The following is a 20,670-nucleotide window of genomic DNA, read 5'->3' on the forward strand; positions in this document are numbered from 1 at the left end:
CCAGCGTGAGCGAGGAAGACGGCCATGGCCGATCCCAAGGGTTTCATGACCACCCCGCGCCAGGACTGGCCCCGTCGGCCGGTCGAGGAGCGGGTCCGGGACTGGGACGAGGTGTACGTCCCCGGGGCGCTGCTGCCCATCATCACCAAGCAGGCGGACCGCTGCATGGATTGCGGGATCCCGTTCTGCCACGAGGCGTGTCCGCTGGGGAATCTCATCCCCGAGTGGAACGACCTGGTCTCGCGGGAGGACTGGCGGCAGGCCGCCGACCGGCTGCACGCGACGAACAACTTCCCCGAGTTCACGGGGAAGTTGTGTCCGGCGCCCTGCGAGGCGGGGTGTGTGCTCGCCATCAACCAGCCGGCGGTCACCATCAAGAACGTCGAGGCGGCCGTCGCGGACCGGGCCTGGGAGCTCGGGTTCACGCCGCCGCGACCGCCGGACCGGCTCTCGGGACGGACCGTCGCGGTGATCGGGTCGGGGCCGACCGGGCTCGCCGCGGCACAGCAGTTGACGCGGGCGGGGCACACCGTCGCCGTCTACGAGAAGGACGACCGGATCGGCGGGCTGATGCGGTACGGCATCCCCGAGTTCAAGATGGAGAAACGCCATCTGGAGCGGCGGATCGAGCAGATGCGGGCCGAGGGGACGAAGTTCCGTACGTCCACGGCGGTCGGGCGGGATGTAGGGGCGGCGGAGTTGCGGACGCGGTACGACGCGGTGGTGATCGCCACGGGGGCCACCGCGTGGCGCGAACTGGACGTGCCGGGGAGGGAGTTGGCAGGGGTCCAGCAGGCCATGGAGTATCTGCCGTTGGCCAACCGGGTGTGCGAGGGGGAACTGGCGGTGTCCCCCATGTCGGCCGCCGGGAAGCATGTCGTGATCGTGGGTGGGGGTGACACGGGGGCCGACTGTCTGGGAACCGCGGTGCGTGAAGGGGCCGCCTCCGTGACCCAGTTGGACATCTACGCCCAGCCGGGGGGCGAGCGGGACGAGGATGTCGAGCCGTGGCCCACCTACCCGAAGATCTACCGCTTGTCGGCGGCGCACGAGGAAGCCCGTGATCTGGAGACGTCGCCCTCGGCCGATGCGGACGCGCGGTTGTTCGCGGCGTCCACGCTGCGCTTCACCGGGGACGAGGACGGGCAGGTGCGGTCGCTGCATCTCGTCGAGGTGGACGCGGCGCGGCGCCCGGTGCAGGGCTCGGAGCGGACGCTTCCCGCCGACCTCGTCCTGCTGGCGCTCGGTTTCTCCGGGCCGGATCGGGGCGACGGGCTCGTGGAGCAGCTGGGCCTGGCGATGGAGCCTCGGGGGACGGTCGCGCGGGATGCGGGCTTCGCCACGAACGTGCCGGGGGTGTTCGCCGCGGGGGACGCCGCTCGGGGACAGTCGCTGATCGTGTGGGCGATCGCGGAGGGGCGGGCGGTCGCGGCGGCGGTCGACCGTTACCTGACGGGGAGTTCACGACTGCCGGCGCCGATCGGGCCGTACGACCGGCCGATGACGGTGTAGGGCGGCGCGCGAGGATCCCGTGCAAGGAAGCTCCATACGCCGCCCCCACCCACCGAACCCACCGAACTCCCCTCCCACTCACCCCCGCTCGTCCGTCCCCGCCACCTTCGCCGTCGCCAGGGCCACCCGGTTCCACGTGTTGATCGTGAGGATCAGGGACAGTACGTGGGCCAGTTCCTGCTCGTCGAAAACGGTCGCGGCCTGCGCGTAGACCGTGTCGGGGACTCCCCCGTCGGCCACCAGCGTCACCGCCTCCGTGAGGGCGAGAGCCGCCTGCTCCTTCTCCGTGAAGAAATGGCGGGCCTCGCGCCAGACCGGGACCATGTGGAGGCGGTCCTCCGACTCGCCGGCCTTGCGTGCGTCGTTGGTGTGCATGTGGAGGCAGTACGCGCAGTGGTTGAGGTGGGAGGCGCGGATCTGGATCAGCTCGACGAGAGCGGGATCGAGGCCCTCACGGGCCGCCGTGTCGAAGCCGACCAGAGCCCGGAACACCTTCGGGGCGGCCTTGGCGAGGTTCAGTCGAGCCGTACCTGTCACGTGCGTGTTCGTCGTGGTCATGCACTCAACCTACGGGGCGGAAAGACCGGCTGTAGGGTGCATTTCCGTGGCGGAATCATGGGTCAATTACGCGGAGCGGATCGGCTCCGACCTGCACCTGGAGCTCTCCGGTCCGGGGAGCAGACGGGCCGCGCTCATCGGCGCGCTGCGTGACGCCGTACGCAGCGGGCGGCTCGCCCCGGGGACCCGGCTGCCGCCCTACCGCTCGCTCGCCGCCGATCTCGGTGTCGCCCGCAACACGGTGGCCGACGCCTACGCCGAACTCGTCGCCGAGGGCTGGCTCACCGCCCGCCAGGGCTCCGGCACCCGCGTCGCCGAACGGACCGGGGCGCTCCAGCCGGCCGTACGCGGGACGGAGCCCGTGCACCGGCCCCGTGCGCGTTCCGCCCGCCACGACCTCCGGCAAGGCACCCCCGACGTCTCCGGCTTCCCCCGGTCCGCCTGGCTCGCCTCCTACCGCCGGGCCCTCAACCGGGCACCCAACGAGGTCTTCGGTCCCGGCGACCCCGCAGGACGGCCGGAGCTGAGGGCGGCTCTCGCGGCATACCTCGCCCGCGCGCGTGGAGTGCGGACGGAGCCGAACCGGATCGTCATCTGCTCCGGGTTCGCGCACGCCCTGCGACTGCTCTTCGGGGTGCTGCTCGGTCCGCTCGCCGTGGAGGCGTACGGACTGCCCTTCCACCGGGAGCTGCTCGCGGCCGAGGGTGTACGGACCGTGCCGCTCCCCCTCGACGAACACGGCGCGCGGGTGGACCGGTTGGCCCGCGAGCGGGCCGTGCTGCTCACGCCGGCCCACCAGTTCCCCACCGGGGGTCCGCTGCACGCGGAGCGCCGGGCCGCGGTGGTCGACTGGGCACGCGCGCGTGGCGCGGTGGTGCTGGAGGACGACTACGACGGGGAGTTCCGCTACGACCGCAAGCCCGTCGGCGCCCTGCAGAGCCTCGATCCCGAGCGGGTGATTCTGATCGGCTCGGTCAGCAAGAGCCTGTCGCCCGCGGTGCGGCTGGGGTGGATGGTGCTGCCCGAGCGGTACGTCGGCGACGTACTCGCGGCCAAGGGCGAGCGGGAGGCCTGGGCGAGCGTGCTCGACCAGCTGGCCCTCGCCGACCTGATCGTCTCCGGGTCCTACGACCGTCACGTACGGCGGATGCGACAGCGCTACCGGAGCCGCCGGGACCGGCTCGTCGCCGCGCTGGCCGAGCGCGCGCCGCACATCGAGGTCAGCGGGGTCGCGGCGGGGCTGCACGCGGTGCTGCGGCTGCCGCCGGGCAGCGAACGGTCCGCCGTCGAGGCCGCGGTCCGCCAAGGGGTCGCCCTCGACGGGCTCGCGGAGTTCCGCCACCCGGACACGGACATGCCGGCCCACGACGGTCTGGTCGTGGGGTACGCGACACCTTCCGAGCACGCCTACGGAGCGGCGCTGGAGGCGCTGTGCGGGGCACTGGCGCCGGGTGGGCCGTCAAGGGTGTGAGTGTGCCTCCGAGCTATGAGTCGTACATCCGCGCGGGATGTGGCTTGATGGTGTCCATCTCAATCTTTAAGTGACTACCGATCAATTCAGCACTGGGGTCAGGAGAGCAGGAAGTCGGCCACCCCCGCCTTCGCGCCCTCGATGAACGCGGTCATCTCGTCGGTGGTGTAGATCAGCGCCGGTCCGTCCGGATCGGTGGACTGGCGCACGGCGATCCGGCCGTCGGCGAGCTTCATCGCCTCCAGGCAGTTGCCGCCGTTGCCGCCGCTCCACGGCTTGTGCCAGCCCTCGCTCCCCAGCTCCCGGGCGGGCATGCCGTTGTAGACGGCGAGGCGTGGCTTGATGCGGTTCATTCACAGCTCCTTGCGGAGGTCCCGGAGGATCTCCTTCGTGCGATGTGCCGTAGCGGCCTGTGCCGCCATGCGGTCCATGACCTCGAGGTGGGTCGCCACCTCGACGCGCGCGTCCAGATAGATCGCGCCGGTCAGGTACTCGCTGTAGACCATGTCCGGAAGTTCGGGCACGGCGAATCGGAAGAGCACGAAGGGCCCGTACGTGCCGGGGTGCGGCCCGTTGGCGAACGGGGCGACCTGGAGCGTCACATTGGGCAGCTTCGTTGCCTCGAGCAGTTTGTCGATCTGCGCACGCATCACCTCCGGGCCGCCGACGGGGCGGCGCAGCACGGTCTCGTCCATGACCACCCACAACCGGGGCGCGTTCTGACGGGTGAGCAGTCCCTGCCGTTCCATGCGCAGGGCCACATGGCGTTCGATGTCCTCGGGGCTGGTCTGGCCGATGGCGCCCGAGCGCAGGACGCCACGCGCGTAGTCCTCGGTCTGGAGCAGACCGGGCACGAAGTGCGGCTCGTACTCGCGGATGAGCGCGGCCGCTCCCTCCAGGCTGACGTGCATCGAGAACCAGCCGGGCAGCACGTCGTGGAAGCGCTGCCACCAGCCGGGACGGTTGGCGTCCTCGGCGAGCTGGACGAAGTCCTCGGCCTCCTGGTCGGAGACGCCGTAGGCCTTCAGCAGCAGCTGGAGGTAGGGGATCTTGAGCCCCACCTCGGCCATCTCCATACGGCGGACGGTGGCGGGGGCGACACGGAGGATGCGGGCGGCCTCCTCGCGCTTGAGCCCGGCGCGTTCCCGCAGGTCCAGCAGGCGCCGACCGAGGACGACCTGGCCGACCGTCGGCGCGGACCGCGGTTCGCTCACGCTCCACCTCCACTGAGTCATGTACGGGCGTCGACGTCATGTACGGGCATCACGGCCACCAGCATGCTGACAGCCCAGCGGCGCCATTCGAAGACCTGATTCGAAGATTTGTACGGGTGCGAAATACCGCTGCGTACGGATCTCCGGTGATCCCAACTGGCGCCGCTCAACATGCTGTTGCGAGCAGTGTGCCACGGCCCTTCACCGCGTCACACAGCACTCTGCATTTTTCAGAGTGACACTTGCCAAGTGTTCACGACGGGGCGATAGTGGCAAGCGTGATTCCGTCCCCGCCCTTAGGAACAGACGCTACCGAAGGCCACCCCCAGGGTCTCGGTGTCGCGGGACCGGGGCCCGACAGGGCCGCCGCCCGGCGCCGGTTCCGTTTCGAGCTGGCCGCGCATCCGGGTTCTCCCGCGCAGGCCAGACGCCTGACGAGGGCGCGGCTGACCCATTGGTCGGTCTGTGAGGACACCTGCGACTCGGCCGCCCTGGTGGTCTCCGAGCTGGTGACCAACGCCATCGTGCACACCGCGAGCAGCCGTGTGGTGTGCGAGCTGCACGACAACGACGACCTGGTGCGGATAGCCGTACGTGACGAGGGCTGCGCGCCGGGTCAAGCGCACCCGTCCCCGCAGCGCGGCGAAGAGGAGCACGGGAGGGGACTGCTCCTCGTCGACTCCCTCTGTCACGCGTGGGGCGCCCATGAGCACGGCCCGGGTCTGCTGGTCTGGGCGGAGCTGCCGCGCAAGGCGGACGTGCCCCGCGAGGACCCCGGCCCGCGCAACGACCTTGGCTGGGGGGCCCGCCCCAAGCCGGTTCCCTCCGGGGAGCCGGGCCAGGGGGACGAGGCCGAGGAGCATCACAGAGCCCTCCCCGAGGGGGAAGCTCGCGAGCACGGAGCCGGGGGCGCGGGCGGATGGGCGTGAGGAGCGGCTCCGGCGGCCAGGTGCTGACCCTGGACACGCTGGTCCGCCTCGGACGCGGACTGCGGACGCCGGGGACGCCGGGGACGCCTCACAAGCTGGCCGTGCCGGAGGGGATGACGGTGCCGCTGGGCTGCGACGCCGTGGGAGTGCCGGTACTGCTGGCCGAGCAGCTGGTGTCCCGGTTGCCGCGGGTCGGGTGCGTGTACGCCGATGCCACGCACTGGTGGTGGCTCGTCCCCGCCGACTCCGACTACGCGCTCGAGTGGCCCGCGCCTGCCCAGTACGCCACCGGGGCGGTTGTTCCGGACGCCCCGGTGGTGCCCTCTCTCGTGCGTCGGGGCGAGGGGACGCTGCCGTACACGTCGCCGATACCGTTGTACTTGGCGTTGTGCCGGCTGACGGGGACCACCCCTGTCTGGTCCCGGCCGGTCAGTTCTGCTGGTTAGGTCGTCTTTCGAGTGCGGCCGAGTGGGGGCTTGTCGCGCAGTTCCCCGCGCCCCTGAGTGGGTCACCGCACCCGGCGCTCGAAAGTGTGCGCCCGCGCGTGCTGCGAAACCTTCCTCTGCGCCCTCCCTCCCCGCCGCCCACCCCGCCATAGTTGCCCCGTCCACGATCGGGGAGGTCCGCGGTGGGGAAACGGCGTGGCACCGAGCAGCCCGGGGTCTCCGAGTCGGAGCGGCTGCTCTTCGGGGGGCCGTTGCGGTACGACGCGGGGTGGAACTCGCACTCCGACGCCTTTCTGGAGCTGGGGTTCCGGGCCATGGTGGGGCGGTTGCCGTCCCTGCTGTCGGGGAGTCTCCGGCTGGCCTGGCAGGCCGACCGGCAGGCCGCGCGGATCGTGCTGGTCGCCGAGGTCGGCCGGGGACTGACGCAGGCCGTGAGCCTGCTCGCCGTCAACAGTGTGCTGGGGCGGCTGATCGGCACGGGTGCGCTGGAGGACCGGCTGCGGGGTGCCGTGCCCGCGCTGGTGACGATGGCCGCCGTCCTGCTCGTGGGGGCACTGCTGCGGGCGGCGTCCACGTACGCCACGGGACGCCTTGAGCCCAAGGTCGAGCGAGTGGCGACCGAGCGGTATCTGGAGCGGGCGGCCACCGTGGAGCTGGCCGCGATCGAGGACCACGCCTTCCACAAGCTGCTGGACACCGCGCAGTACGGCGCCACGTCGGCCCGCCGGATGATCTCGTTCGCGACACGCGTGGTGAACGGGATGATCTCGCTGATCGCGGCGGCGGGCGTGCTGACCGTGCTGCACCCCGCGCTGCTGCCGCTGCTGGTCACGATGACGATCCCGAGCGGCTGGGGCGCGCTGACGATCGCGCGCCGCCAGTACGAGTCCTTCCACACCTGGGTGCAGCACGTGCGGGCGGGCCGGCTGCTCGGCGCCCTGCTGATCGAGCCGGAGTCGGCGCCGGAGATCCGGGTCCACGGCGTCGGCCCGTTCCTGCTCAGGCACTACCGCGCGATGGCGGAGACGGCGGAGACGGAGCAGGCCCGGCTGGCCCGGCTCGCGGCCCGCACCGGACTGATCGCGGCGGCCTGGACGGGCCTGGCGACGGTGGCGACGTACGCGACCCTGGGCGGGCTGCTACTGGGGGGCGCGATGGCCCTGTCGGTGGCCGGAACGGCCGTGATCGCCGTGCGCACCGGCTCACAGAGTCTGAACACCCTGGTCATCGAGATGAACACGCTGCACGAGGAGGCCCTGTTCGTCGGCGACCTCCAGCGGCTCCACGAGGAGGGCGCCAAGTGGGCGATCCCGGCGGGCGGGGCCGCGCTCCCGGACGATCCGCGCGAGATCCGCTTCGAGAACGTCACCTTCGGCTACCCGGGTGACACGACCCGCCCCGCGCTCGACGACGTGACGCTCACCCTGCCGCTCGGCAAGATCGTCGCACTGGTCGGTGAGAACGGCTCCGGCAAGACCACCCTGGTGAAGCTGCTCGCGGGGCTGTACACCCCGGACCGGGGCCGCATCCTGTGGGACGACGTGGACGCGGCGCACGCGGACCGGCAGCTGCTCGCCGAGCGGGTGGCGATGGTCGCCCAGGACTTCAAGCGGTGGCCGTTCACCGCCCGCGTCAATGTGGCGGTGGGCCGTTCGTCGGTGCCGCTGACCGACGAACGGGTGTCCGGCGCGGTCGTGGAGGCCGGGGCCGGGGAGGTGCTGGCCGATCTGCCGCGCGGCCTGGACACGCTGCTGGCCCGCAACTTCAGCGGCGGACACGAGCTGTCGGGCGGGCAGTGGCAGCGGCTCGGGATCGCCCGGGCCGCGTACCGGCGCGGTCGCATCCTGATCGTGGACGAGCCGACGGCCGCCCTGGACGCCCGGGCCGAACTGGAGGTCTTCGACAAGATCCGCGCCCTGGCCGGCACCGGTCAGACGGTCGTCCTGATCACCCACCGGCTGGCGTCCGTACGCCACGCGGATCTGGTGCACGTCCTGGAGCAGGGGCGGCTCGTGGAGTCGGGCACGCCCGACGAGCTCCTGGCCTCCGGTGGTGTCTACGCGGAGCTGTATACGCTCCAGGCCGAACAGTTCGCGGCAAAGGTGCCCGCCCAGGAGGCGGGCTGACCTCATGCGACAGCGTCGATCGCTGCCTCTCCGCTGCGGACGATCACCAGGAACGTGTCGGTCGCGAGGTCCATGACAACCTCGGCCGGCAGTCCTTCGAGACGCCTCGCCTGCGCGAACTCCTCCGCCGGCCACGATCCACGCGGCCCGCCAGCGGGAAAGCGTTCGAGCACTGTTCGCCCGTTCACCACCCTGCACCTCCAGAAAGCGTTGCGCTCCCCGTAGGAGCGCTTGTAGGAGTTAACGCCTTCCGGGGCCGAAAAGCCTCGGTGAGTTGCCGTACTGAGACGTAGTTGACACGAGTTCAGCGCGAAGCGTGAGAGTTTGATTACTCAACGGTCACTTTGCTGACTCAATGTGTCAGTCCTCGTACTCATCGTGATAACGGATGCGTGCGCTCCCCGCAGGCGCCCCCAGAGCAGAGGCACGCCCCTTGGGTTCCTCCCACTCCTCCTGCCGTCCCAGCGCGGTGAGATCGAGGAAGCTGGTGGTCGAGCCGAGACCGTCGAGGCCGCGGTCGTGGGTCGAGTAGGTGTGGAAGACCCGGTCGCGGTCGCGCAGGAAGCAGCTGATGCCGGGCCGCTCGGCCGGCTCCCCCTCGATGTCCACGGTGGCCTCGAAGTCGCGGTTGAAGTCGCTGCCGCAGGACGAGTACCAGGGCACGGTCCATCCCATCCGCGCCTTGAACGGCAGGATCTTCGTGTACGGCGCTCTCGACACGGCCGCGAACGTCGTCCCCCTCGCCTTCAGATGGGCCAAATGCCCGATCTGGTCCAGGAAGGCGGAGCAGCTGCGGCAGCCCGCGTCCCACTCCGGCGCGAACATGAAGTGGTGGACGACGAGCTGGGCGCGCCCCTCGAACAGGTCGAGCAGGGTGGCCTTGCCGTCGCCGCCCTCGAAGACGTACTCCTCCTCCACCTCGACCATGGGCAGTCTGCGCCGCTCGGCATTGAGTGCGTCCCGCGCACGCGTGGCCGCCTTCTCTCTGACCAGCAGCTCCTCGCGCGCCGCGCGCCATTCGTCCCGCGAGACGATCTCCGGAAACGCCATGGGGTCCCTCCTGTGCAACGGTCCGTCAGGGGTGGTGACCGTGGGGAGGGGCGGAACTCATCGCTGTCGGGGAGATTTCTTCCGAACGACAGGATGCGGAAGCCGAGCATCCCCACGACCGCTTCCCCGACGACCCACGCACGATGAGGTCGGTCATCCATGGTCGCCGAGCGCACCGGGGAAGCGAGAGTGACAATCCAGGCGGGCGGGCACACGTCGTACGGCTGGCCGGGACGGCCCTCAGCAGGGCCCATTCGCATCTGCCCGGTGCCGACGCGATCACGGACTGCCCGACGCCGTGACCCCCTGCGCAAGTTGACCGACGACGTCCAGGACGCCCTGGCCGAAGGCGGACCGTCAGTTGGCACCAGAGTGCTCTTCCGGGGCCGGATTTCAGGTGTTGTAGTCCTGGATCCGTCTGCCGTGACTCCGGTCCAGCAGCGTGGGCATCCGCTCGCCCAACTCCCTTGCCACCGCGCCCACGTCGATGGTCAGCAGCTGCCGGTCCCGCATCAGTACACGGCCGTCGACGATCGTCGTGCGGACGTCGGAGGAGCGGGCGCTGTGGACGAGGGTCGCGGCGAGGTCGTGGACGGGCTGGGTGTGCGGGCCGGTGAGGTCGACCAGGATGATGTCGGCTCGGCGGCCGGGCGCGATGCTGCCGATCGCGTCACCGAGTCCGACCGCGCGGGCGCTCTGGAGACTCGCGTGGTGCAGTGCCTGGCGGGAGGTCAGCCAACGTGGGTCGCCGGTGGTGGACTTCTGGATCAGTGCCGTGAGCGCCATCGACTCCCATACGTCGAGGGAGTTGTTGGAGGCGGCGCCGTCCGTGGCGAGTCCCACGGGGATGCCGAGGTCGCGCAGGGCGCGGACGGGCGTGGTCGTGGGCCAGGCGAACTTGAGGTAGCCGCGGGGCGCGGTCGCAACAGCCGTACGGCCGGGGGCACTTGAGAGGATCGGCAGGTCGCGGTCGAGGATGCCGGTGCCGTGCGCGATCAGGACGTCCGTGTCGAGGATCCCGGTGCGCCGCAGCACCTCGATGGGCGTGACACCGTGCCGGGAGAGGCTCGTCTCGGCCTGGTCGCGGTTCTCGGCGGCGTGGAGGTGGACGGGGAGCCCGTGCTCCCGGGCGAGCGAGGCGGTCGCGGCGAGGTCGGTGTCGTCGACCGTGTAGGGCGCGTGCGGGGCGAGCGCCGTGGTGATGCGGCCACCGGCACCGCCGCGGTGCCGCAGCGCGAACTCCAGGGACTTCTCCCGCCCTTGGGGCCCCTGCGAGGAGAAGAACGCCTCCCCGAGGTGCGCCCGGATCCCGCACTCCTCGACCACCGCGGCGACGGCGTCCATCGAGAAGTAGTGGTCGGCGAAGCAGGTGACCCCGCCCCGGATCATCTCCGCGCAGGCCAGCCGGGCCCCCAACTCCACCATCTTCTCGGTGAGGTTGGACTCGATCGGCCAGACGACGTCGTTGAACCACTCCTCGGTCGGCAGGTCCTCGGCGATCCCGCGCAGGGCGACCATGGGCGCGTGGGTGTGGCAGTTGACGAGCCCGTGAAGGGCGATCTGCCCGCGCGCGTCGATGCGCTCCGCCGCGGGCAGTTCCTCGGCCTCCGCGCTGCTGGTCACCGACCCGATGACACCGTCCCGTACGACGATCGCGGCGTCGTGCACGAACTCGACCCGCTCTTGATCGTCGTGCGTGAGCACCGTGCACGGGGAGATGATGAGACCTGCGGGAGAAGGCGTCATACAGGCACCGTACGACGCGGTCGTGCCCTCGCAGTGGGTGAAGCGCGCATCCCGTCGCCGCCCTGCCGCGGCGGCGCCGGCGCGTGCACCCTGGCCTCACCACCGCTCGTCGTACGCCTTTTGGAAGGGGTCCGGCATGCTCGTCGGCACCTGGAATCTGGAGAATCTGATGCTGCCGCGCAGCGGCGACGGCGCCCCCAGGAGCGAGGCCGAGTACGAGGCGAAAGTGGAGGCCCTCGCCTCCGTGATCACCGCGCTCGACCCGACGCTGCTGGGCGTCCAGGAGGTCGGGCAGGAGGAGACACTCGCCGACCTCGTCAAAGCGATCGGCGGGCAGTGGCACACCGCGCTGTCCCGGCACGCCGACCACCGGGGCATCCGCGTCGGCTTCCTCAGCCGTACCCCGCTGCGGATACGGCGGGACATCCATGCGTTCGCGGACGGGCTGCGCCCAGTTCAGGTCAACGACCCCGACGAGCAGGAGGTGCAGGTACAGGAGACCAGCCGCGGCTTCCTCGCCGTGGAGACCGACGCAGGCGACGGGGTGCTCCAGGTCGCGGTCGCCCATTTGAAGTCGAAGCTGCTGTCGTATCCGGGCCGCGAGGGCAGGAGCCGCTTCCAGCCGGACGACGAGGCCGAACGGGCCCGCTACGGCGCGTACGCCCTCTACCGGCGGTCGGCCGAGGCGACGACCCTGCGCACCCTCGCGGACTTCCTGCTCGAAGGCGAAGGGACCGAACGGGACGTGATCGTCCTCGGTGACATGAACGACGTGGTGAACGCCGCCACCACACAGATCCTGCTCGGCCCGCCCGGCTCGGAGCTCGACAGACCGCGCGCGTTCCACCAGCCCGACGCGGGTGATCCATTCCGGCTGTGGGACATCGCGCCCTGCATACCCGAGGAACGGCGCTTCTCCCGGGTCAACTTCGGACGCGCCGAGCTGATCGACCACGTCCTGGTGAGCCACCGTCTGGCCCGCCGCATCACGGAGGCGGGGACGGGTCTGCCCGAGCACCGGGACGACACCCTCGTACTGCCGTCGGTGGACGAGGATCCGCGCAAGCGGGTGGGGACGCCCGGATCGGACCACGCCCCGGTGTGGGTGCGGGTGTAACTCCTAGCCGGCGAGGGGGACTTCGGGCAGCCGGATCTCCACGCGCCCCCGCCCCCCGTCGAGCCGGCCGAGTTCGTCGAGCAGTTCGGTGAGCCGGTGGACCTGTTCGCGGGTGAGCCGCCCGGAGTCGTCGAGGTGGACGGCGCACGCGGTGGTCGTGTCGACGATCCGTTCGAGCACGGCGACGATCTCGTCGGCGCCCTCGGAATGCCGGGCGAGCGAGGGGAGTTCGGCGGCGGCGAGGGCGATGGCGGTACGGGCCTCGGCGAGCGCGCGGTAGGCCTCGCGACGGAGGGTCCAGCGCGTGGCGCGGGTGTCTTCGGTGGGCGTGTCCTCGGTGCGGGTGTCCTCGGTGCGGGTGTCTCGTACGGTGGACCCGGCGCCTCGGGGGACAGGCCGCTCGGTCTCTCGCAGAACGTGCGCGAGGTACGCCTGTGCCGCCCCGCCCGCCGCGGCCAGCCGGGACCGCACTCCCCCGCCCCGCTGTCCCGGCATCGGCAGGTGCCCGACGATCAGCACGATGGCGCAGGCGAGCAGGGTCTCGGTGATCCGGCCGGCGGAGGCCTGCGGCTCACCGCCGACCATCACGAGCGCCAGGACGAGCACCGTGACGACGGCGGTCTGCGCGGCGAAGTGCCGGGTGGCCACGGGGATGAGGGCCCCGCTGACGGCGACCAGCGCGATGAGTCCTTCGGGCCGCGGCAGCACGAGCGCGAACCCGGCGAAGACCAGTGCGCCCAGAACGGTCCCGGCGGCCCGGCACAGCACCCGGGAGACGAGCGGTCCGAGGTCGGGCTTGACGAGGAAGACGGCGGTGGCGGGCAGCCAGTACCAGTGCTGGTGCTCCCCGTACCAGTGGGAGTGGTGCAGGGCCTGGGCCACGGCGGCGCTGGCCCCGAAGCAGAGGGCGACCCGCAGCCCGTACTCCCGCCCGCCGGCCCCGAAGACGGACCGCAGCAGGTCCCGGACGGTGAGCCGGCGCGTGTGCAGATCCCCGCCCCGCCCACGGTCGAAGGCCTCGGCGGCCCTCAGCAACGCGTCGTCGAGCGCCCGCAGCGCGGGCCCGGAGCGGCCCGGCGCGGGCAACGGCCCGGTGTGCGTGTTCTCCCGTACGGCGGCGGCGAGCCGCCGGGGCCCCGTGGCGGCCCGTCCGGGCACCGCTTCCTCCGCCCAGGCGAGCGCGGTGGCGGCCTCGGCGAGCGGCAGCGCGGCGGCGTACTGCGCGTGCAGCCGCCGCTCGGCGGCCGAGCTGGCGTACCGCCGCAGCCGGGGCCCGGCGAGCGCGTCCTGTGCGTGATCGAGAGCGGCGGTGAGCGCGACGCGGCGGGCGATGGCGTGCTCGGTGCCCGCTGCGGCGAGCAGGTCGGCCACGGCGTCGTACACCTCGGCGACGGCCTCCCGCTCGCCGTCGAACCGGAAGTCCCCGGCGAGGGCACCGGGGGTGGGCAGCACGAGCCGCAGCCCGAGCAGCCAGCAGGCCCCGCCGAGATAGGCGAGGGCCCGCAGCCACCCCTCCTCCGGCAACGGCATGCCCGCCCCGATCGCCGAGGCGACGAGCACCTGCGTACCGGCCCCGGAGGCGACGGGCCCGACGGCGCTGATACCGCCGGCGACCAGCCCGACGAGGGTGAGGACGACGGTGAGGGGCACGGCCCCCACGTACTCCCCCGCATACGTCCCGACCACCATGCCGACCGCACCCGCGAGCGCGGGCACCCCGATCCTCTTCACGGAGACCCGCCGGCTCCCGGGCCGGTCGTTGATCCCGGCCAGCATGGCGGCGATGGCGGCGACGACACCGAGGGAGGTCTGCTCGACGAGGACGGCGACGAGAAGGAGGGGCCCGGCGGACAAGGCCCCCCGCACCACGGCGCTCCAGGGAATCGGCCCCCGCTGAGCACGGAGAGCGTGCGCGAGCCAGGGCGGTAGGTGCATCCGTAGGGCGGGGCGGGACACGGGGCTCCTGTCGTCGGGGCGAGGCGGGGATGTGCCTCCGGGCGACGGCGACCGGGCGTTGGGCTGAGTTCCTACGGTAGAGCGGGTTCCCGGACGGTCCGGGGCACTTGTGTTACCCGCGTGTGAAGATGCATGCAAAAGCCACGTTCTTTATGAACGCAACCCGGGGACGTGAGTCGGCGGAGGCTTTGCGGCCGTTCAGCCCGCTCGGTCGAACAGCTCCCGCACCTCCGTGACCGCACGGACGGCCGATCCGGGTGATGCCGTCAGGGACTGGACGATCCGGTCGACGTCCCGCAGCCCCGCCCGCTCCAGCAGCCGCTTCTCATTGGTCACCCATTCCCCCCGGGCCGCCAGCACCGAGTGCCCCATCTGGACGGCGGCCGTGGCGAGCGCGCCGGCGGTCTCGGTGAGGCGGCCGGCCGGAGCGTGGTTGGCCTCGGTGTAGGCGAGGGTGAGGTGGGCGGTGTCCCGCCAGCGGGCGGCGGCGGAGGTGCGGAGCCTGGCCGGGTAGGCCGCCGGGCGTGGCAGGTCACCCCTGAGGACCCGGTTGATCGCGAGTTCGGCCACGATCAGGTAGGTGGGGATTCCCGCGAGGTGGAACAGCAGCGGCTCCACCCGGAACCGTCCCGCCTCCGCCTCCGTCAGTTCGCGTTCCACCACATCGAGGTCCCGGTAGTGGACGTCCACCCGGCGGCCGTCGATCGTCAGCCACGCGCCGCCGTTGAACACGCCGCCGCCCCAGCCGCCGACCTCGGACACCTCGCCCTCCCAGCCGACGGCGCGGAGATCGGCCGGGTCGAAGGCGCCCCGGTAGTAGACCGCCAGGTCCCAGTCGCTGTCCGGCCGGGCGGTTCCCTGGGCGCGGGAGCCACCTAGGGCCACGGCCCGGACGGCGGGGAGTGCGGCGAGGCGGTCGGCGGCGGTGTCGAGGAAGACGTCGTCGGAGAGCGTGGAGGACATGGGCTCAGCGTACGAAGGTGCCGCGCGAGGGCCCATTGTCAGTGGCACGCGTTATCAATGAAGTCGTCACTCAGTGTTACGGCGACGGGGGAACCGGCGATGACGACGTACGAGAAGGATCCGGACGCGGGGGCACACCGCACGCGCCTCTCCGCCGCCGGACTCCGGGCGCGCGGCTGGACGGCCGGGATGATCCGCCGGCTGCTCGGCGAGCCGGATCTGCGCCGGCCCGACCCGTTTTGCCGTGCCAGGAGTTCAGGGCCGCTTCGGCGGTGGTCGCCCGGCGGTCCGCCGCCGTGAAGGAGGCCGCGTCGCGCAGGCGGCGGGAGGTACCGGTGCTGGCCCCGGACCGGTTGGCGGCGCTGGCCGTCGAGTACCGCGATCGCCGGGAAGGGCCGCCACCGTCCCCGCCCGGCTGCGCGGACCTCGACCGCTGGAAGGTCGACTACCTCCGTCATCGGCCGGCCCGCTACGACGACATCCTCGCCGAGTTGTCCGGCCGCACCGGACGCGCGGCCGCGGAACAGCTGCTGCGGCGCAGGGTCTACGCGGCCATCTCCCAGGCGTGCCCCGCCCTCGCCCAGGAGTGCGAGCGCCGGTGCGGCCTCCCGGACCGGTGACGTGGGCTCCCGGAAATTCAGGTGCGGTCCCGTCCCCCGGCCCCCGATGATCGGAAGTCGTCCGCCGCTCGCCACAGGAGTCCACGTGATCCAGCGCGTCACCGTCCCGGCCCTTTTCCCGCCGCCGACCTACTCCCACGCCTCCGTAGTCGAGGCCGGCACGAAGCTCGCGTTCCTCGCCGGGTCCGTTCCGCTGGACGCCAAGGGCAACCTCGTGGGTGAAGGGGATCCCGCGCGGCAGGCCGAGCAGGTGATCGCGAATCTGCGGGAGCAATTGCACGCGGTGGGCAGCGACTTGGAGCACGTCCTGGCGACGGATGTGCATGTCGTGAGCAGCGAGCCCGCGGTGCTGTCCACCGTGTGGGAGGTCGTCGAGGCGTCCGGGCTGAGCACCGGTCCGCATGCGTCGACGCTGATCGGGGTCGCCTGCCTCGGTTACACCGGCCAGTTGGTGGAGATCACGGCGACGGCCGTGGTGCCGGAGGTGCCGGCACGGTGAGCGCGGTCGTCCTGCGCCGGGCCGCCGCCCGCGACGCGTCCGCCGCGGCGGAGGTGTATCTGCGCTCGTTCACCGCCGCGTTGCCGACGGTGGTACGGCCCCGGTCCGACGACGAGGTCCGCGCCTACTTCCAGGACGTGGTCGTGCCGCTGCGGGAGACCTGGGTCGCCGAGGACTCCGCAAGCGGCGCGGTCGTCGGGCTGATGGTCCTGGCCGGCGATCTGCTGTCCCAGCTGTATCTCGACCCCGACTGGCGGGGACGCGGCATCGGCGACCGGTTCGTCGCGCTCGCCAAGGAGCGCAGCCCGCAGGGGCTGAGCCTGTGGACCTTCCAGGTCAACAAGCCGGCCCACCGCTTCTACGCGCGGCACGGCTTCGTCGAGGCCGAACGCACCGACGGCAGCGGCAACGAGGAGCGGGAGCCGGACGTGCGGTACGTCTGGCGGCCCTGAGCACGCGGTCAGCGCGACCGCGGTCCCCACACCCGCCTCTTCGGCACCGGCTTCGCATAGCCGCCCGCCCGGCTGGTGTTCAGCCCCAGCCCCACCAGCGACTCCGCCAGCTTCACCGCCGCCCCCACCCCGTCGACGACAGGAAGCCCCAGCTTCTCGCCCATCGTCCGCTGCAGCCCGGTCATCCCCGCGCACCCCAGTACCAGGACCTCGGCGCCGGCCTCCCGTGCCCGCTCGGCCGCCGCCACGAAGGCGGCCTCCGTGCGGTCGGCGTCGCCCAGGTCGAGAACGCCCAGTCCGGTCCCGACGACGGCCGCGCAGTTGCGCCCCACTCCCGCCAGCTCCAGGCTGTCCTCGATCTGCCCGCAGGACCGCTCCAGCGTGGTCACCACGCCGTAGCGCCGACCGAGCAGACAGGCCAGATGGGCGGCGGCCTCGGTGATGTCGACCACCGGTACGTCCACCAACTCCCGGACGCCCTCCCGTCCGTGCTCGCCGAAGCCGGCCATGACGACGGCGTCGTAGGGAGGCCCCTCGTAGGTGCGCAGCAGGTCGATGACCGCCGCCGCGGACAGGTAGCTGTCGAGCCAGCCCTCCGCGGACTCGGGACCCCACGCCGGGGTGAGCCCGAGCACGGTGGTGCCCGGGCCTGCCGCGGCCCGGGCACCTCGTACGATCTCCTCGGTCATCTCCTGCGTGGTGTTGCAGTTGGTGACGGCGATCCGCACGTCTCTCAGACCTCCACAGCCTCAGCGGGAGCTGCCCGCTCGCTCCGGCACAGCAGCGCGTACAGGCCGGCCGCGAGGGCCGTCCCGATGAACCAGGAGTACGGGGCCACGTCGCTGAACGTCTTCACCAGGGCGAGGACACCCGCGACCGCGGCCGCCGGCAGGAACGCCCACAGGGCCTTGGGGTTGACACCCTTGCGGTAGTAGTAGCGGGAGCCGGGCTCGGCCTTGAACAGCTCGTCGACGTCCACGCGGCCCTTCTTGACCCAGTAGTAGTCGAGCATGATCACACCGAACAGCGGGCCGAGGAAGGCGCCGAGGCCGCCGAGGAAGTAGTTGACGACCGTGGGGTTGGAGAAGAGGTTCCACGGGGTCACGAGCAGTGCGGCGACCGTGCTGATCATGCCGCCGACCCTGAAGGTGATCTTCTGCGGCCAGACGTTGGCGAGGTCGTACGCCGGTGAGACGAAGTTGGCGACGATGTTGACGCCCATGGTGGCGACGGCGAAGGTGAGCGCGCCCAGCACCATCACCCAGGTGTTGCCGACCTTCGCGACGAGTTCCGCGGGGTCGGTGATGGCCTGGCCCCAGACCTCCAGCGAGCCCGCGGTGACGATCACGGAGACGACCACGAAGGCCGTGGAGTTGATGGGCAGGCCCCAGAAGTTGCCGCGGCGAACAGTCTTGTAGTCCGGGGCGAAGCGGGAGAAGTCGCAGAAGTTGAGCATCAGCGTGCCGTACGTGGCGAGGATCAGTCCGATCGCGCCGAACCACTGGCGCCACTGCTCGCCGACGGAGACCGGGTGCGGGGTGCTGGTGAGCGAGATGCTCCAGCCGGCCTTGGCCAGCACCCAGATCGCCAGCGCGATCATGACGAGCCAGATCGCCGGCCCGCAGAAGTCCTGGAACTTCCTGACCGACTCCATGCCCTGACTGATGATCAGCGCCTGGATCAGCCACAGGGAGAGGAAGGAGACCCAGCCGAGCGCGTCGAGGCCGAGGAAGGAGCTGTGCGTCCAGGACTCCAGGCCCGGCCAGGCGGCCAGCAGCATCACGTTGACCGCGACGGAGGCGAGGTAGGTCTGGATGCCGTACCACATGATGGCGATCACGGCCCGGATCAGGGCCGGGATGTTGGCGCCCCACACACCGAAGCTGATGCGGCTGACGACGGGGAACGGCACGCCGTGGCGCTGGCCGATCCTCCCCATCCAGTTCATGCCGATGTAGATGATCACGAAGCCGACGAGCAGCGACGTGAAGACCTGCCACACGTTCATGCCGAGGACCAGCAGACCGGCCGCGAAGGTGTAGTTGCCCAGGTTGTGGACGTCGGACATCCACATGGCGAAGAGGTCGAAGACCTTCCAGTTCCGCTTGCCGGCGGGCGCCAGGTCTTCGTTGGTGAGCCGGGGATCGGGGACGAACGCTGGTGTGCCGGTGGCTTCGACACTGTCGGCGAGGGACACAGGGCCTCCAAGGACGGGGGACAGGAGGATGGCGGCCGCCTGGCATCCAGTTTTGGTATACCAAACTGCGGACATGGTCTCCCCGTCAAGAGATCCGACCGATGTCGCGTTCGTTAAGGCTCCGTAAAACAGCTCCGGCGCCGACGACGGCTCCAGCGTCGGAGAAGATGGCTCCATGAGCTCCACGACGAACATCGAGCCTCTCGGCGCCGTCCGCGAACGCGTCCTGGCCACCCTGCGCCAGGAGATCATCGCGGGCGGGCTGCGCCCGGGTGACCGGCTGGTCGAGCGGGAGCTCGCCGACCGTTTCGGGGTCTCCCGGGTACCGGTCCGCGAGGCGATCCGCGCGCTGGTCGCCGAGGGTTTCGTCCACTTCGAGACGCCCCGCCGCACGGTCGTACGGCGCCTGACCCCGCACGACGTCAAGGAACTCTTCGAACTGCGCGAGGCGTTGGAGGTGTACGCCGCCGGTCTCGCCGCGGCCCGAGCGACCCCGGAGGATCTCGCCGAGGTGGAGCGGCTCCTCGACGTCGCGGCGACCGCGACCGAGGCGGGCGACGCGGAGACCATCACGGACGTCAACAGCCGTCTGCACGACAGCATCGTGGCGATGGCCCGCAACAGCCTGCTGGTCGAGGCCCTGGATCCGGTTGCGGGTCGGCTGCGCTGGATGACCCGGCGCAACGAGGAGTGGCCCCAACTCCTCGTCGAACACCGCGATCTGTACGAGGCGATCGCCTCCGGCGACCCGGACCGGGCCCGTGCGCACGCCCTGGCGCACGTGCGCACCAACTACGAATCGACGGTACGGCAGCTGTTCGGGGACTCGGCGGAGACGATCTAACGGGTCCAGCCGCGCGCGTACCTGTCCGTCGCCGCCACCATCGCGTCCACACCCCCGTCCCCCGCGAAGTGTCCGCCATCGTCGATCACCGTCAACTCGCTGCCGGACCAGGCGTGGTGGAGCCGCCAGACGATGCCGAGGAGGTTGCCGAAGTCGAGGCTGCCCTGGACGAGGGTGCCGGGGATGTCCTTGAGGAGGGGCGCGTCGCGCAGGACGACACCCTCGTCGTTGCCCTCGCCCAGGAAGTGGTCGTTGCCCCAGTAGTGGGTGACGGTACGGGCGAAGCCCTGGCGGAAGACCGGGTCCTCGTAGCGGGGCACCGACCGCGGCGGCGCGGACTCGATCGCGGTCTCCCAGTCGGTCCACGCCCGTGCCGCGCGCTGACGCACCTCGGCGTCGGGTGACTCCAGCAACCGGTTGTACGCGGCGGCCACGTTCCCGGCCCGCTCCCCGGCCGGCAGCTCGCCGACGAACCGCTCGAACGCCGCCGGGAAGATCTTCCCAAGTCCCCTGGTCATCAAGGCCACTTCGGGGTTCGCGCCGGTCGCGACCCCGGTCAGCGCCAGCTCCGTCACGGCCTCCGGATGCGTCTGCGCGTACCGCAGCCCGAGCACCGACCCGAAGGAGATGCCCCACACCAGCCACCGCTCGATCCCCAGATGCCGACGCAGCAGTTCCAGGTCCGCGATGAGATGCGGGGTCGTGTTGACGCTCATGTCGGTGTCGTACGCGCTCGCGTGCGGCGTCGACCGCCCGGCGCCCCGCTGGTCGAGGAGCACGACCCGATACGCAGCGGGGTCGAACAGCCGACGCATCCACGGCGTGCAGCCGGACCCCGGCCCACCGTGCAGCACCACGGCGGGCTTGCCGTCCGGATTCCCGCAGGTCTCCCAGTACACGCGGTTGCCGTCGCCGACATCGAGCATGCCGTGGTCGTACGGTTCGATCTCCGGGTAAAGAGGCATCCGGC

Annotated in this window: 22 protein-coding genes; 11 read left to right on the forward strand and 11 right to left on the reverse strand. The window is 71.3% G+C overall.

Annotation, left to right across the window (positions count from 1 at the left end; all coding sequences use genetic code 11):
- Positions 1-24: 24 nt before the first annotated feature.
- Entirely contained in the window at positions 25-1,512 is a 1,488-nt protein-coding gene (locus tag ACGFWE_RS09190) for a glutamate synthase subunit beta (RefSeq protein WP_393599029.1), read from the forward strand.
- A 78-nt stretch (positions 1,513-1,590) separates the two neighbouring features.
- On the opposite strand, the gene ACGFWE_RS09195 is transcribed toward ACGFWE_RS09190, so the two are convergent.
- Positions 1,591-2,070 (reverse strand): carboxymuconolactone decarboxylase family protein, encoded by a 480-nt coding sequence (locus tag ACGFWE_RS09195; RefSeq protein ID WP_393599031.1) that lies wholly within the window; start codon positions 2,068-2,070, stop codon positions 1,591-1,593.
- Between the two features lie 46 nt (positions 2,071-2,116).
- Here ACGFWE_RS09195 and ACGFWE_RS09200 point away from each other — a divergent pair, with 46 nt between their 5' ends.
- Entirely contained in the window at positions 2,117-3,541 is a 1,425-nt protein-coding gene (locus ACGFWE_RS09200) for a PLP-dependent aminotransferase family protein (RefSeq protein WP_393599033.1), read from the forward strand.
- Between the two features lie 98 nt (positions 3,542-3,639).
- On the opposite strand, the gene ACGFWE_RS09205 is transcribed toward ACGFWE_RS09200, so the two are convergent.
- Together ACGFWE_RS09205 and ACGFWE_RS09210 are read right to left on the reverse strand one after the other, a co-directional pair.
- The gene (locus tag ACGFWE_RS09205; protein ID WP_352382659.1) at positions 3,640-3,894 is read right to left on the reverse strand and encodes a DUF397 domain-containing protein; all 255 of its coding nucleotides are present in this window, start codon (positions 3,892-3,894) and stop codon (positions 3,640-3,642) included.
- Positions 3,895-4,755, reverse strand: a complete 861-nt coding sequence (locus ACGFWE_RS09210; RefSeq protein ID WP_352382661.1) for a helix-turn-helix transcriptional regulator — start codon at positions 4,753-4,755, stop codon at positions 3,895-3,897. It lies immediately after the preceding gene.
- A 269-nt stretch (positions 4,756-5,024) separates the two neighbouring features.
- Between ACGFWE_RS09210 and ACGFWE_RS09215 the strand changes: the two genes are divergently transcribed.
- The 3 genes from ACGFWE_RS09215 to ACGFWE_RS09225 all read left to right on the forward strand — a co-directional run bounded on the left by ACGFWE_RS09215 (position 5,025) and on the right by ACGFWE_RS09225 (position 8,256).
- Positions 5,025-5,684 (forward strand): ATP-binding protein, encoded by a 660-nt coding sequence (locus ACGFWE_RS09215; protein ID WP_393599035.1) that lies wholly within the window; start codon positions 5,025-5,027, stop codon positions 5,682-5,684.
- Positions 5,675-6,130, forward strand: a complete 456-nt coding sequence (locus tag ACGFWE_RS09220; protein ID WP_393599037.1) for a hypothetical protein — start codon at positions 5,675-5,677, stop codon at positions 6,128-6,130. Before ACGFWE_RS09215 ends, ACGFWE_RS09220 begins: the two co-directional genes overlap by 10 nt.
- A 182-nt stretch (positions 6,131-6,312) precedes the next feature.
- The gene (locus tag ACGFWE_RS09225) at positions 6,313-8,256 is read left to right on the forward strand and encodes an ABC transporter ATP-binding protein (protein ID WP_352382666.1); all 1,944 of its coding nucleotides are present in this window, start codon (positions 6,313-6,315) and stop codon (positions 8,254-8,256) included.
- A gap of 2 nt (positions 8,257-8,258) precedes the next feature.
- Here ACGFWE_RS09225 and ACGFWE_RS09230 read toward each other — a convergent pair whose 3' ends face one another.
- The 3 genes from ACGFWE_RS09230 to ACGFWE_RS09240 form a co-directional block, all read right to left on the reverse strand.
- Positions 8,259-8,444, reverse strand: a complete 186-nt coding sequence (locus ACGFWE_RS09230) for a hypothetical protein (protein WP_079141074.1) — start codon at positions 8,442-8,444, stop codon at positions 8,259-8,261.
- 172 nt (positions 8,445-8,616) lie between these two features.
- Positions 8,617-9,306, reverse strand: a complete 690-nt coding sequence (locus tag ACGFWE_RS09235) for a DUF899 domain-containing protein (protein ID WP_393599040.1) — start codon at positions 9,304-9,306, stop codon at positions 8,617-8,619.
- 393 nt (positions 9,307-9,699) lie between these two features.
- A complete protein-coding gene (locus ACGFWE_RS09240) occupies positions 9,700-11,052 on the reverse strand; it encodes an amidohydrolase (RefSeq protein WP_393599042.1) in 1,353 nt (450 codons plus the stop codon).
- A 136-nt stretch (positions 11,053-11,188) separates the two neighbouring features.
- Here ACGFWE_RS09240 and ACGFWE_RS09245 point away from each other — a divergent pair, with 136 nt between their 5' ends.
- Complete coding sequence (locus tag ACGFWE_RS09245) at positions 11,189-12,169, forward strand: endonuclease/exonuclease/phosphatase family protein (RefSeq protein ID WP_393599044.1); 981 nt, start codon at positions 11,189-11,191, stop codon at positions 12,167-12,169.
- 3 nt (positions 12,170-12,172) lie between these two features.
- Here the strand turns inward: ACGFWE_RS09245 and ACGFWE_RS09250 are convergent, their stop codons facing one another.
- Positions 12,173-14,104: an FUSC family protein gene (locus tag ACGFWE_RS09250; RefSeq protein ID WP_393600184.1), complete on the reverse strand. Its 1,932-nt coding sequence runs from the start codon at positions 14,102-14,104 to the stop codon at positions 12,173-12,175.
- 219 nt (positions 14,105-14,323) lie between these two features.
- Complete coding sequence (locus tag ACGFWE_RS09255; RefSeq protein WP_352382674.1) at positions 14,324-15,088, reverse strand: nucleotidyltransferase domain-containing protein; 765 nt, start codon at positions 15,086-15,088, stop codon at positions 14,324-14,326.
- A gap of 99 nt (positions 15,089-15,187) precedes the next feature.
- Between ACGFWE_RS09255 and ACGFWE_RS09260 the strand changes: the two genes are divergently transcribed.
- From ACGFWE_RS09260 to ACGFWE_RS09275, 4 genes are all read left to right on the forward strand, one after another.
- Positions 15,188-15,388: a hypothetical protein gene (locus ACGFWE_RS09260; RefSeq protein WP_393599046.1), complete on the forward strand. Its 201-nt coding sequence runs from the start codon at positions 15,188-15,190 to the stop codon at positions 15,386-15,388.
- Between the two features lie 35 nt (positions 15,389-15,423).
- Complete coding sequence (locus ACGFWE_RS09265; RefSeq protein WP_393599048.1) at positions 15,424-15,708, forward strand: hypothetical protein; 285 nt, start codon at positions 15,424-15,426, stop codon at positions 15,706-15,708.
- 85 nt (positions 15,709-15,793) lie between these two features.
- Positions 15,794-16,207, forward strand: coding sequence for a RidA family protein (locus ACGFWE_RS09270; RefSeq protein WP_393599050.1), 414 nt, complete (start codon positions 15,794-15,796; stop codon positions 16,205-16,207).
- On the forward strand, positions 16,204-16,659 hold the full coding sequence (locus ACGFWE_RS09275; protein ID WP_393599052.1) for a GNAT family N-acetyltransferase: 456 nt from the start codon (positions 16,204-16,206) through the stop codon (positions 16,657-16,659). The genes ACGFWE_RS09270 and ACGFWE_RS09275 overlap by 4 nt, the downstream gene beginning before the upstream one ends.
- An 8-nt stretch (positions 16,660-16,667) precedes the next feature.
- Here the strand turns inward: ACGFWE_RS09275 and ACGFWE_RS09280 are convergent, their stop codons facing one another.
- Both ACGFWE_RS09280 and ACGFWE_RS09285 read right to left on the reverse strand, forming a co-directional pair.
- A complete protein-coding gene (locus ACGFWE_RS09280) occupies positions 16,668-17,387 on the reverse strand; it encodes an aspartate/glutamate racemase family protein (protein WP_393599054.1) in 720 nt (239 codons plus the stop codon).
- A 5-nt stretch (positions 17,388-17,392) separates the two neighbouring features.
- On the reverse strand, positions 17,393-18,856 hold the full coding sequence (locus ACGFWE_RS09285; RefSeq protein ID WP_352382683.1) for an NCS1 family nucleobase:cation symporter-1: 1,464 nt from the start codon (positions 18,854-18,856) through the stop codon (positions 17,393-17,395).
- Positions 18,857-19,031: 175 nt separating this feature from the next.
- Between ACGFWE_RS09285 and ACGFWE_RS09290 the strand changes: the two genes are divergently transcribed.
- Positions 19,032-19,700, forward strand: coding sequence for a GntR family transcriptional regulator (locus ACGFWE_RS09290; RefSeq protein ID WP_393599056.1), 669 nt, complete (start codon positions 19,032-19,034; stop codon positions 19,698-19,700).
- Here ACGFWE_RS09290 and pip read toward each other — a convergent pair.
- Positions 19,697-20,665 (reverse strand): prolyl aminopeptidase, encoded by a 969-nt coding sequence (gene pip / locus ACGFWE_RS09295; protein ID WP_393599058.1) that lies wholly within the window; start codon positions 20,663-20,665, stop codon positions 19,697-19,699. The genes ACGFWE_RS09290 and pip overlap by 4 nt on opposite strands.
- Between the last annotated feature and the right edge of the window lie 5 nt (positions 20,666-20,670).

The sequence above is a fragment of the Streptomyces sp. NPDC048523 genome, assembly GCF_043199815.1.
Lineage (GTDB): Bacteria > Actinomycetota > Actinomycetes > Streptomycetales > Streptomycetaceae > Streptomyces.

Bases quoted from the DNA above. Each gene is read 5' to 3' on its own strand.
- ACGFWE_RS09190 (WP_393599029.1), top strand. From the start codon at position 25: ATGGCCGATCCCAAGGGTTTCATGACCACCCCGCGCCAGGACTGGCCC.
- ACGFWE_RS09195 (WP_393599031.1), bottom strand. From the start codon at position 2,070: ATGACCACGACGAACACGCACGTGACAGGTACGGCTCGACTGAACCTC.
- ACGFWE_RS09205 (WP_352382659.1), bottom strand. From the start codon at position 3,894: ATGAACCGCATCAAGCCACGCCTCGCCGTCTACAACGGCATGCCCGCC.
- ACGFWE_RS09220 (WP_393599037.1), top strand. From the start codon at position 5,675: ATGGGCGTGAGGAGCGGCTCCGGCGGCCAGGTGCTGACCCTGGACACG.
- ACGFWE_RS09235 (WP_393599040.1), bottom strand. From the start codon at position 9,306: ATGGCGTTTCCGGAGATCGTCTCGCGGGACGAATGGCGCGCGGCGCGC.
- ACGFWE_RS09240 (WP_393599042.1), bottom strand. From the start codon at position 11,052: ATGACGCCTTCTCCCGCAGGTCTCATCATCTCCCCGTGCACGGTGCTC.
- ACGFWE_RS09245 (WP_393599044.1), top strand. From the start codon at position 11,189: ATGCTCGTCGGCACCTGGAATCTGGAGAATCTGATGCTGCCGCGCAGC.
- ACGFWE_RS09250 (WP_393600184.1), bottom strand. From the start codon at position 14,104: ATGCACCTACCGCCCTGGCTCGCGCACGCTCTCCGTGCTCAGCGGGGG.
- ACGFWE_RS09255 (WP_352382674.1), bottom strand. From the start codon at position 15,088: ATGTCCTCCACGCTCTCCGACGACGTCTTCCTCGACACCGCCGCCGAC.
- ACGFWE_RS09260 (WP_393599046.1), top strand. From the start codon at position 15,188: ATGACGACGTACGAGAAGGATCCGGACGCGGGGGCACACCGCACGCGC.
- ACGFWE_RS09290 (WP_393599056.1), top strand. From the start codon at position 19,032: ATGAGCTCCACGACGAACATCGAGCCTCTCGGCGCCGTCCGCGAACGC.
- pip (WP_393599058.1), bottom strand. From the start codon at position 20,665: ATGCCTCTTTACCCGGAGATCGAACCGTACGACCACGGCATGCTCGAT.